12 protein-coding genes are annotated in these 11,687 nt (G+C 56.4%); 2 read left to right on the top strand and 10 right to left on the bottom strand.

Features of this window, described 5'->3' with window-relative positions; genetic code table 11:
* The 10 genes from ACWTU9_RS32565 to ACWTU9_RS32610 all read right to left on the bottom strand — a co-directional run.
* Positions 1-882, bottom strand: an 882-nt coding sequence (locus tag ACWTU9_RS32565) for an alcohol dehydrogenase catalytic domain-containing protein (RefSeq protein ID WP_455861905.1), incomplete at its 3' end; no start/stop codon positions are given.
* A 224-nt stretch (positions 883-1,106) separates the two neighbouring features.
* Complete coding sequence (locus ACWTU9_RS32570; protein WP_455861906.1) at positions 1,107-1,985, bottom strand: alpha/beta hydrolase family protein; 879 nt, start codon at positions 1,983-1,985, stop codon at positions 1,107-1,109.
* 27 nt (positions 1,986-2,012) lie between these two features.
* Positions 2,013-3,230: an NAD(P)/FAD-dependent oxidoreductase gene (locus tag ACWTU9_RS32575; protein WP_455861907.1), complete on the bottom strand. Its 1,218-nt coding sequence runs from the start codon at positions 3,228-3,230 to the stop codon at positions 2,013-2,015.
* 31 nt (positions 3,231-3,261) lie between these two features.
* Positions 3,262-3,579: a 2Fe-2S iron-sulfur cluster-binding protein gene (locus ACWTU9_RS32580; protein WP_455861908.1), complete on the bottom strand. Its 318-nt coding sequence runs from the start codon at positions 3,577-3,579 to the stop codon at positions 3,262-3,264.
* Between the two features lie 11 nt (positions 3,580-3,590).
* Positions 3,591-4,814 carry a cytochrome P450 gene (locus tag ACWTU9_RS32585; protein WP_455861909.1) on the bottom strand — a complete coding sequence of 408 codons (1,224 nt, stop codon included), beginning with the start codon at positions 4,812-4,814 and terminating at the stop codon, positions 3,591-3,593.
* A 312-nt stretch (positions 4,815-5,126) separates the two neighbouring features.
* The gene (gene ehuA / locus ACWTU9_RS32590; RefSeq protein ID WP_455861910.1) at positions 5,127-5,942 is read right to left on the bottom strand and encodes an ectoine/hydroxyectoine ABC transporter ATP-binding protein EhuA; all 816 of its coding nucleotides are present in this window, start codon (positions 5,940-5,942) and stop codon (positions 5,127-5,129) included.
* Position 5,943: 1 nt separating this feature from the next.
* A complete protein-coding gene (gene ehuD / locus ACWTU9_RS32595; RefSeq protein ID WP_455861911.1) occupies positions 5,944-6,609 on the bottom strand; it encodes an ectoine/hydroxyectoine ABC transporter permease subunit EhuD in 666 nt (221 codons plus the stop codon).
* Between the two features lie 9 nt (positions 6,610-6,618).
* Positions 6,619-7,278, bottom strand: a complete 660-nt coding sequence (gene ehuC, locus ACWTU9_RS32600; protein WP_455861912.1) for an ectoine/hydroxyectoine ABC transporter permease subunit EhuC — start codon at positions 7,276-7,278, stop codon at positions 6,619-6,621.
* 61 nt (positions 7,279-7,339) lie between these two features.
* Positions 7,340-8,185, bottom strand: coding sequence for a transporter substrate-binding domain-containing protein (locus ACWTU9_RS32605; RefSeq protein ID WP_455861913.1), 846 nt, complete (start codon positions 8,183-8,185; stop codon positions 7,340-7,342).
* A gap of 179 nt (positions 8,186-8,364) precedes the next feature.
* A complete protein-coding gene (locus ACWTU9_RS32610; protein WP_455861914.1) occupies positions 8,365-9,540 on the bottom strand; it encodes an amidohydrolase in 1,176 nt (391 codons plus the stop codon).
* Positions 9,541-9,789: 249 nt separating this feature from the next.
* On the opposite strand from ACWTU9_RS32610, the gene ACWTU9_RS32615 reads away from it, so the two are divergent.
* Both ACWTU9_RS32615 and ACWTU9_RS32620 read left to right on the top strand, forming a co-directional pair.
* A complete protein-coding gene (locus tag ACWTU9_RS32615; protein WP_455861915.1) occupies positions 9,790-10,245 on the top strand; it encodes an Lrp/AsnC family transcriptional regulator in 456 nt (151 codons plus the stop codon).
* Positions 10,246-10,554: 309 nt separating this feature from the next.
* On the top strand, positions 10,555-11,514 hold the full coding sequence (locus tag ACWTU9_RS32620; RefSeq protein ID WP_455861916.1) for an aminotransferase class IV: 960 nt from the start codon (positions 10,555-10,557) through the stop codon (positions 11,512-11,514).
* Positions 11,515-11,687: the final 173 nt, after the last annotated feature.

An 11,687-nucleotide genomic window follows, 5' to 3' on the forward strand; every position in this document is an offset into this window, starting at 1 on the left:
GCCGATGATGACCGACTTGCCCCAGCCGCGATGCGAGGCTTCCAGCGCCTGGCGCATCACCTTGGTGCTGCCGGTGCAGTCGAATGTGTAATCGGCGCCGCCGATCTGGTCCGCGCCCCGCTTGGTCATGTTGACGAGGTGCGGGACGATGTCGCCGTCGATCTCCTTCGGATTGACGAAATGCGTCATGCCGAATTTCTCGCCCCAGGCCTTCTTATCGTTGTTGAGGTCGACGCCGATGATCATGTCGGCGCCGGCGAGCTTCAGGCCCTGGATGACGTTCAAGCCGATGCCGCCTAGGCCGAAGACGACAGCGGTTGCGCCTTGCTCGACCTTGGCGGTGTTGATGACGGCGCCGATGCCGGTGGTAACGCCGCAGCCGATATAGCAAATCTTGTCGAAGGGGGCGTCCGGGTTGACCTTGGCCAACGCGATCTCGGGCAAGACCGTAAAGTTGGAGAAGGTCGAGCAGCCCATATAGTGAAAGATCTTGTCCTTGCCGATCGAGAAGCGCGACGAGCCATCGGGCATCAGGCCCTGGCCCTGGGTTGCTCGGATGGCGGTGCAGAGGTTGGTCTTGCGCGACAGGCAGGACGGGCACTGCCGGCATTCGGGCGTGTAGAGCGGGATGACATGGTCGCCCTTTTTGACAGAAGTGACACCCTTGCCGACATCGACGACGATGCCGGCGCCCTCATGGCCGAGGATCGCCGGGAACAGGCCTTCGGGATCGGCGCCCGACAGCGTGAATTCGTCGGTGTGGCAGATGCCGGTCGCCTTGATCTCGACCAGCACCTCGCCGTCACGCGGACCCTCGAGGTCGACCTCCATGATCTCCAGCGGTTTTCCGGCGGCGACAGCGACAGCGGCGCGGGTTTTCATATTCTATATCCTTGCGCTATTGTGGTCGTTCACTTCGGCAAGCCAGGCGACCGGACTTGCTACGGATGCCCTCGATGTTCTTTGAGGCGTGGTTAGCCAATATTAGCTTGAACATCGGCACGGTATCTTCAAAAGCTGCAAAGGCATGGAACAGGCATTGCAAAGATCAGCAAGTTTGAGGGATGATCTCCTCATTGGGCTCAATCACCTCCCGCAGCCGCTATTTAGCCGACGATTTCTTTGTTCGCGATTTTCTTTTGGATCTGTTCCGTGGACAGCCCCCTCAAAGCCCACGCCAACGCGTGCTGGCCGGTGGCGTCCAATACATGGTGGTTGCCGAGTCCCTCGGTTCGAAAGAGGGTGACATTGTGCCCTAGCGACTTCGCAGTGTGATAGTAGTCCTCGAGGTTCAGAAAAAGCGCTGACTTGTCTTTTTCGTCGCCAATCACAAACAAACGGCGGTTAGGATTCATTGGGACCTTGGACAGGTGCGCCACGGGGTCGTAAATATCGCCCGCGCCGTCATATCCACTGCGCTCCGGGCTACCCCTCCGCAGGCCATCCAAGGACAAACAAGCAGCTGAAAATGCGACACATTCCACATCCGGGAATTGTGTCAGCAAATAGCTGGCAACACTACCCCCACCGGACTGTCCCGCAAACCCGTACCGCTTGATATTGTGGCGTGCGATAAGCTGCCGAATAGCCCCTGCAATTAGCTCCAGCTCGCGCATCTGGCGAGCCGAACTGTGTTTGCCTGACGATCCGTACAGTCCCGGCCGGGCGATCTTGATGAACGGCATCCCGAGCGAAGACGCTGCTGCATTCGCGTATGCTTGCTGCCTCGCAACACTGTTGTCTTCGTAGCCCACAGGATCTCCAAACCACAAGCGATCGCCGTGAATATAGAAGACTGCTACTGGCGTCTGATCAGATAATCCGGACGACCAGTGGCGGATACAGTCGCCTGTCCCATCGACTTCAACCCAAAGGCTATTGCCATACGCCAGACACTCTGCCTCAGTGCAGGCGGGCACGCCCTGTGCCACGCCGTCGACAGAAAATATCTCATCATGTAGCTCTAACTTAGCTGAAGTAGACATAATGCTGCCCCTTTGTGCTGAAGACGCCTAAGCCTTGAGGAGTGCAGATATATTGAAATCAACCTCCTGAAGGTTCCGTCTGGTAATCTCTTTACTGCCCGCAAGAAGGCGGCGCGCCGCCATGTGGTCACGGGGGCGATTGACGCTTTCAACGCTCACACAGACGTCATCGCGGAAATGAAAGACGGAAACATCCGACTTCTCCCCGTGCAGGGGTTCAGAATCAGTCGCCCCGCCAGACAGGCCCGCGATCTGGATTTTCGAATCGTACTGATCGGACCAGAACCAAGGAACGGCGTGGTAGACCTTGTCCCCTCCAGCTATCGCGTTGCCGGCTACGCGGGCCTGATCGATCGCATTTTGCACCGATTCAAGGCGTATCCCGGTGCGGTTGAACCGACCAGTGAACGTAGCGCAGTCGCCCGCTGCAAATACATTGCTCTTGGAGGTCTGCGACCTTTCGTCGACAAAAATGCCATTTCCCACATTCAATTCCAGCTGCTGCGCGAGCTCGAGATTGGCATGAGAGCCGACACCAACAACAACAATGTCCGCTTTTAAGATCGAGCCGTCGTCCAATTCGATACGATTGACAAGCCTGCTGGGGCCAATGATCGGACGCACCTTCCGGGAAGTGATTAGGTGCACCCCGTTTTGAGCGTGAATTGCCGACAGCAACCTGGAAAGTTCGGGGGACACCGCGCGAGCCAAAACACGCTCCGCAGCTTCCACCACCGTTACGTGTTTGCTTTGCCGAACGAGGGCAGATGCGACTTCGAGGCCGATGAATCCCGCACCAATGATCACCACCTTTTCCGCATCAGAGATCGCTGATCGGAGTTTTCGGGCGTCTGCTGCGCTCCGAACGTAGTGCACGTTGCCTGGGCAAGTATCGAGGCCAGGCAACGTACGCGCACGGGCGCCGGTTGCTAGCGCGAGGGTGTCGAATGGTATGACAGCATTGTTGGAAAGTGTGGCGCGATTCTCGCGCCCATCGATCGCAACGACTCTCACGCCCAGCTCTACTTCAATGGCCTTGTCCCGGTAGAGGGCTTCCGCCCTGAGGGGCATGAGCTCCTCACTGGCGTCCTTGAGATAGGACTTGGAAAGTGGCGGCCTATGGTACGGAAGGTCTCCTTCCTCGCTAACAATCACGATCTCTTCCGCGTAGCCGCTCTCACGCGCCTGGCATGCCAACTCGGATGCGGCGTATGAACCGCCGACTATAAGTAATCTCTTTCGCATGAGGCGCGCTTCCGCCGTTGACAGGCTTGCGTTAGAATCCGGAACCCGGTGCCAGGGTTACAGTCAAACCGTCGAGATCTTCCGTCAGCTTTACTTGGCATGAGAGTCGTGAGTTCGCCTGCCGCTCCTCGGCGATGTCGAGCATGGCATCCTCAACATCGCTGACAGGCTTGAGCTTGCTGACCCATCCGTCGTCAACATATACGTGGCACGTAGCGCATGCAGCACAACCGCCACACTGAGCCGTGATGTTAAGGCCTTTGTCGCGGATAGCGCTCATCAGCGTCTGGCCGGCAACATCTCCGATTTCGATCCTTGCCCCGCCCTGGTCGTAAACGACTATTCTCACCCTGATTTACCTCAAAATAGAACGTTGAGTGGCCCATAGGAACGATGGGAATAGTTCCTAAAGCGTGGAGGCTCCATGGAAGGGTCAAGCCGTAGCTCAGGAAGCCGTTCGATAAGGCCCTTCATGCCTTCACGCATCAAAAGCCTGGCAAAGTGCATGCCTGCGCAGAGCCGCGGTCCCACGTTCAGGGCTAGATGGTCATTCGGGGCTTTTCTGGTGAGGTCTAAGGCGTGGGGACAACTATAGTGTTCCGGATCTCGGTTGGCGGCGGCGTGCAGATTGCAAATAACATCGTCCTTCTTTACCGACACGCCCAAGACCGATACGTCGCGGTTCGCTACCCGGAAGCGCCATTGAACGGACCCTAAAAGCCGCAAAGTCTCTTCCACAAAGACGTTAAGGGTCGCACCCTGATCGTTCGTGACGGCCTCGCGAGCTTCGGAATCTGTCAGATAGAGGTAGACAGCATTGGCAATGGCGTTCGCCGTCGTCTCTCCCGAACCTATCGCAGAATCTCGCGTGTTATGAAGAACCTCCGTTACCCCAAGGTCAGGATAGTCCTTCTCACCCTGCGACCAGAGGAGGCTTATGAAATCTTCACCGCGCTTATCTTTTCGTTCAAGCACGAGGGGGAGAAACAGCTCGTTTAGCTTGTCTGACGCATGCTGAGCCTTTTGCATCAATTCTCCGCCGGCATTTTTCATGCCGATCCAGGCAACGATGTCTTTGTGCCACTCCGCAACCTGCGTGACGAGCGCATCGTCTTTCCATGGGAGCCCAAACATCGAGGCCATTACACGCTCTGGAATGGCTTGCGCATACTCCCTAACGAGTTCGGCGCTACCTCTTTTCTGGAAGCGGCCTATTGCGTCGTTGATAACGGGCAGCACGTGATCAACACGGTACTTTGTCATGGCACTGGGGCTCAGCAGCTTGAGAAACACCCGGCGCATGGCCGCGTGTTTCTCGCCAGTCATCACCGATACGCCAGTCTCCCCGCCATTGATTTCAAGCGTCTTCGGAGATGCGTCGACGTACATGATCCGAAACGTATCTTCATCGGACTCGGTGATCTTGCACGCGTCGTAGCTCACGGCGAGCCAGCAGTTCATGCCGGGATCCCACACCAACGGGCCACGCTTCCTGAGTTCATCGTAGCTTGGGAACGGGTCTACATTGGCCAGCGACAGCATTGACCAATTGGGGGAAGAGATTGGAGTCAAGGCGTGTGTCATAATGTAGTCCTCGATATAATGACAGACCAGGCGCTACCGGCTCAGACGCCTTTGTGTAGCTTCGGCCGATCCGGTAGCCACGATCGATGTCGAGAAGCGTCACTAGTTGCAATCTAGGCTAGCCAGGACCTACATTCGCGCCAAAAGGCGGCGCTCCTTGAAATGATCTATGCATAGTTCTAGGTGGCATGAAATGGATCTATGGAGAGCAGGAGGACAACGTGCTCTCGTTGGCTAGCAGCTCGTCCCACGCCTGCCGCGGGAGGCTGCCTGTCGTGCCCGCGTCAATCTTGGGCCTGCGGGAGCCCCAGATCAGACAGCTTCCTTTACGGCGCGCAGAAACTGCTGGGTCCTTTCCTTTTGCGGGTTTGAGAACAACTCCGCCGGGGTACCCTGCTCCTCAATCTTGCCGCCGTAGAAGAAACATACCCTGTCGGAAATGTCCCGGGCGAACCCCATCTGGTGCGTCACCATCAGCATGGTCAGATTATGTTCCGCAACCAGCTTTCTGATGACATTAGTGACTTCACCGATAACTTCTGGATCAAGAGCGGATGTAACTTCGTCGAAAAGCATGACCTTCGGCCGCATCGCCAGCGCGCGGGCGATAGCCACCCGCTGCTGCTGGCCGCCTGAGAGCCTGGAAGGATGCTGATCCATTTTGTGCAGCATTCCTACCATTTCGAGCAACTCGACACAGCGGTCACGAGCCTCGGTCTTTGGCATTTTTAACACTTGGACCGGGCCCTCCATGCAATTCTCCAGGGCGGTCCTGTGCGGAAAAAGATTGAAATGCTGAAAGCACATGCCGATATCGGAGCGCCGGCTGCGAATGTATTTTTGGCTAGCTGGAACCAGCACCCCATTCTTTTCCATGTGGGTCAGGGGCTTTCCGTCGACGTAAATGCATCCTCCGTTGATCGTCTCGAGCGTCATCAAGACCCTTAATACGGTGGTCTTGCCTGACCCCGACGGGCCGATAATGGTGACCGTTTCCCCTGGCGCAACGTCAAGATTAAGGTCGTCGAGCACAACGATCGGCCCGTAGGCTTTCCGCACTTTTCTAAAGCTCACGATGGGCTTGGATTCGCCAGCGAGCTGCAAGGGCATATTGCTGAGATCCGTCATGTTAAATTCCCAGCCTACGGTGCAGATACCGATCCAACACTTTTACCAAGCCTGCCGATGGCAGTGAAATCACCAGAAATATCACTCCGACCAAAGTGTAAGGCTCTAGAAACCGGTAATTTTCGGTGCCAATAGCATTGGCGGTGTGCATCAACTCTGCGACACCTATCACCGAGAGCATAGGGGTATCTTTGAATATTCCGACCAAATAGTTTCCCATTCCAGGAATGCAGAGCGGGATGGCTTGCGGAATAACAACCCGAAGGTAGGTCTGTTTGGTGGACATGTTCAGCGCGGTCGCCGCCTCCCACTGCCCACGTACGACCCCCTCGATCCCGCCGCGATAAACTTCAGACAGGTAGCAGGCATAGTGGAGACCAATGGCAAGCATCCCGGAAACCCATGGGCTTAGCCGTACTCCAAATTGTGGGGCTACGTAGAAAACGAAGAACACCTGAACGAGGAGTGGTGTTGAGCGGATAAACTCTATCAGTTCACGGACGACCCACCGCAGAACCGCGGCATTACTGCGCTGAATAAGGGCTAGCGCCAGACCAAGCACCATGGCAATTGCATAGCCGGACAGCGCGGCAATGAGGGTATTGCCTGTCGCGTGTAGCAATCGCGGCAAGATTTTCCAGGTGAAATCCCAGTCCCATTTAAACATCGCTCAGCCTCAACCCAATTTGGCGCGCATTTGTTTCTCGATGCTGCGCATCCCGGGAGTCAGCAGGAACCTCGCCAATATGTAGTAGATGACCAGAGTCGCGCCGAAAACCTGGGCCGACAGAAATGTCTGCCCGTTGATTTGTTTGGCTTCGAACATGATGTCAGCAACGGATATCAAGGACACGAGGGCCGTGGCCTTCAAGAGCTCGATCAATAGATTGCCCCATGCCGGCAATGCAATCACCAGCGCCTGGGGGAGGATGACACGCCACATCCGCTGGGCTGGAGCCATGTTGAGTGCCAGTGCGGCCTCCCACTGCCCCGTTGGCACTGCCAGGACGGCGCCTTTAACCAGTTCGGCACCGTAGGCCCCGATATTCAGGCCGATCGCCAAGCACCCTGCGGTAAACTTCTCAATTGTAAAGCCGAAGAGCGGAAGCACGAAAAAAATCCAATAGAGCTGGACTAATAGGGATGTGCCCCTGAATAGTTCGATGTAGCAAATGGCGACCCCGCGGAGAATTGGCGTTCTCGCAAGCTTGCAGAGGCCTGCGATCATCGACATCGCGACGCTTAAAACCGCCGAGAACGCGAAAGTAAGGATCGTCACCCAGGTGCCTGATAACAGCCGGGGCCAATACTCAGCAAGAAACTGAAGATAACCCATATTATATCCGTAGGAAGGACAGAGATGCGGGCTCCCAGCGGGTACCCGCATCTCTTGTACCTTACCGGTTTGAGCAAGCCCACTGGGTCGTGGTGGGACCCGGAAGATTAACATCGGACAGGCCGTATGGCTTAACCACCTCGATCATCCGTGGTGTTCCCACATATTTTTTTAAGGCCTCGTTGAACTTGGCCAGGAAATCAGCATCCTCGGTCCGAAACCCAATTCCCACCCAGTTCTGTGTCCATTCGGGCAAGTCCGCAGGATTTGTGGATTCAAACTGGCCGTTCGACGCATCCGCCATGGATTTGACCTCGAAGTAAGTCATTCCGCCAGCGTCCGCACGGCCTGATTTGACCGCAGCGAGGACCTCCGAAGGCCCTGGAACCTGCGTTATCTGATCGTCGCTCACACCTTCCTTCTTCGCGGCCTCAATCAGGTTGGCGCCTGAATAAGTGACGAAAGCAGCCTTTTTCTCGAGGATATCCTTATAGTTGTGGATGCCCTTGGGATTGCCGGCCGGTACCAGGAATGAATCGCCGGTTTTCGCGATCGGTTCAGAAAACGCGACGTTCTTGCAGCGGCTTCCCAAGATGTACATACCACCTGTGATGATGTCATATCGATTGGCCTGCAGGCCGGGGATAAGCCCGCCCCAGTCGGTGACGTTGGTTTCAATGTTGGTCAGGCCCATATCTTTCAGAATGGCGAGCGCGACGTCGTTCACGAAACCCTTCGGCTGCCCTTTGTCGTCCGGAAACGCATAGATTGGCACGTTCGAGAACCCGATTCGGATCGGCTGACCCGCGCTGACTCGGTCCGATAGCGGACCCGCGGTCACCGTGTAGGTGCCTGCGAAGACGACAAGACCGACTGCTAGGATGGCTGTTCCCATTTTGGTTTTCATTTCTCTACCCTCTTATTGCCACCATTGATCGTGGTTGATTGCGGCTGTGGCTGCCTGTGGCAAAGATGCAACCGACGGTACTTGGCCATCATGAAACACTGGTTGGACAGTATTCCGCCAAAAATGCCGGTTGGGTGAAACGTCTCAAACACAAATCCGGGGTATTTGAAATGCTGCCGCTAATTCGGCCCGCCCCCAAGCGCAGCCTCCACCAGGTTTACCCAATAGGCAATCCCGTACGGGATTGCGGCGTCATCAAAGTCGTAGGCTGCATTGTGCAAAGCGGCCGACAGGCCATTGCCGATGAAAATGAGTGCTCCTGGGCGAGCCTGCAGCATATAAGCGAAATCCTCGGCGCCCATGACCGGCATCAACTTCGCGTCCACCGCAGCCGCGCCGGTGCCGCCCGCCGCCCGAACGGCAAGAGCGGTGGCAGCAGTATCATTGACGGCGGCTGGAACCGATCGGCGATAGCGGTAGGAAATCTCGCCTCCGAAAGCTTGCGCGATTTTCCGCGCAGTCATCTCTATCTGGCTCTCGGCGAAATCGCGCAGGGCAGGGGCCAACGCGCGGACCGTCCCTGCCAATTCAACTTCATCGGCAATCACATTGTAAGCATTCGAGGCGCGGAGTTTCGTCACGGAAATCACCAGTGACTCTACCGGGTCGGTGTTGCGCGACACCAGCGTCTGCAGGCCCAAAATAACCTGAGCAGCGATAACGACCGGGTCAACTGTTAAGTGGGGGGCTGCAGCGTGCCCGCCGCGACCCTTTACAGCGATGTCAAAATCATCCTGGGAGGCCATCATTGGGCCTGCGCAAATGGCGAACTTACCTACCTCGATGCCTGGCCAGTTGTGGATCCCGAAGATGTGGGAGATGCCATAACGGTCTAAGAAGCCGTCCTCGACCATCTTGAGCCCGCCGGACGGCAATTCGACCTCCTCGGCAGGCTGAAAGATCAGCGCGACGGCGCCGCTAAAATTCCGCCTCCCAGCAAGGTGCTTTGCGGCACCAAGCAGCATGGCCGTATGGCCATCGTGACCGCAGGCGTGCATCTTCCCGGGTTTTTTCGACGCCCACTTCTTTCCGGTCGCTTCATGGATCGGCAGGGCGTCCATATCCGCACGAAGGCCAATTGTCGGCCCTTCGTGGCCTTCGCCCTGGATGAAGGCCACGATACCTGTGCCGGCTATCCCGGTTTCGATATGGTTGATTCCAAAAGATGCCAGCTTGTCCGCAACGAACCGTGCCGTCTCATGCACAGAAAAGTCCAGCTCGGGATTCTGATGAAGATGCCTCCGCCACGCTGTGACCTCGTCGGCCAGGCGATGAAACTGCGCGACTGAATGCATGCTAACTCCGTTGTATATGTCTAAGGCCGTCGGGAGGGATCATGTGGTTTGCAGTCATTTAGAGTTTGCCGTAAACGTTTGAAATAAGGTGCGCAAAACGGGCATCAAGATGAAAAGAAATGTTCGCGCATTCGCCACGATTGCAATAATGGTGCTTTTGAATGGGGTAGCGTTTGATGCGCGTCCGATCTCGCAACGTGCGTTCGGGTCGCCAATGCGACATCGTGTTTTCGCATCTAGGGTGTTGGGATGATAGATGACCTCGACCGGCGGATACTCGGCGCCCTTCAAAAGAACAACAGGTTGTCGTTCGCCGAACTCGCGGATTTCGTAGGTTCGTCTGCTGCCTCATGCATGCGCCGCGTCAATAGGTTACGCGCCGACGGCGTTATCACCGCTGATATCTCCCTTGTTGACCCCAAAGCGCTGGGGAAGTCGCTGACCGTGGTTGTAACGGTAGAGCTCGATCGCGAGCGTTTGGATCTTGTCGACGACTTCAAGCGAGCAATGAGGGCGGCAAAAGAAGTCACTCAATGCTATATGGTCACAGGCGATGCCGACTTTGTTCTTGTTGTTGCAGTAGAGGACGTCGAGGCATTCGACGTTTTTGTAAAAACGAAACTCTACACAAACCCCAATGTCCGCAAGTTCAAGAGCATGATTGCCCTGGACCGCGTGAAGTTTGAGCCCCGGGTGCTGGTGTAGCCATTCTACCGTTTCCGCCACTCTGATCCCATTTTTGAAGTGTGCATTGCGCCCAGGCCGCCACTTTGATCGCAATCATCGCATCGAAGTCTGCGATTTAATTGGATCGTTGGGTCACCGGCTGCCGGCCACGAAAGGGCCGCTGGCCTCGCTCTGGCGGCAATCGATCGCGCCTACGACTGGCGATGTGCGGGCCGTCCTAGCTGCGCCAACATTCGAAGTGCTGAAACGGAGCCGCTGGGCGGTTTCGTGGCGGCAGACCGTGACCGGGTGTGCGGAGCACCCTTAGAAGATTTGGAGGACTCAGGTATGACATTTGCTGCAGCCGGACCTGCAACAACTCTTCCCGCCATAGAAAAACGCCATCGGGATCAACGACAGTATCCTCACGGCGTAGCCTTCATGGATGGTCAGTACTTGCCGATGTCTGAAGCTAAGGTGTCCGTTCTGGACTGGGGGTTTCTGCATTCCGATGCAACCTACGATACCGTTCATGTATGGGACGGAAGGTTCTTTAGGCTGGATCTGCACATGGACCGGTTCTTCCGTGGGATGGAAAAGCTGCGCATGAAGCTCCCCTACACGCGCACTGAGATCGAGAAAACCCTGTCCACCTGCGTGGCGCTGTCCGGGCACAAGTCGGCCTACGTTGAGATGATCTGCACGCGAGGCGGCTCGCCGAACTTTAGCCGGGACCCGCGCCAGTCGGAGAACAGGTTCATCGCATTCGCGGTGCCTTTCGGATCGGTCGCCAACAAGGAGCAACTGAAGCGCGGCCTGCACGTGGCCATCAGCAACACCGTTCGGATCCCGCCCAAGTCGATCGATCCGACGATCAAGAACTATCACTGGCTCGACTTGGTGAAGGGCCTGTTCGATGCCTACGACTACGGTGCCGAAACTGCTTTGATCGTCGACATAAACGACAACATTGCCGAGGGGCCTGGCTTCAATGTTTTCACTGTCAAGGACGGCCGCCTGAAGACACCGGCTTATGGCGTGCTTGCGGGCATTACCAGGCAGACGGTATTTGATCTGTGCGACGAACTGGGCCTATCGGTCAGCGCCGGCGACATTGATCGCAACGAACTGAAGGACTCCGACGAAGTTTTCATCACGTCTACAGCGGGCGGGATCATGCCGGTGTCCAAGATTGATGAGACTGTTGTAGGCGACGGCAGGGTTGGCGCTCTGACTCGTCAGCTGACAGACCTGTATTGGGAGAAGCATGCTGATCCGGCATGGTCGACCGCGGTCAATTACGCATAATACCGCTGAATATTATTGAAAGGTCCTCGCCTGTGTGGAGAGGACCGTGCTGAGTTTGCTGATGACCGACGCTTTCATTTCTCATCTCTCGAGCGAGCTCGCTGGCCTGAAATCCGCCGGGCTCTATAAATCCGAGCGGGTGATCACCTCGACCCAGTCGGCTGAGATCGAGG

The organism is Mesorhizobium sp. 128a, from assembly GCF_053848025.1.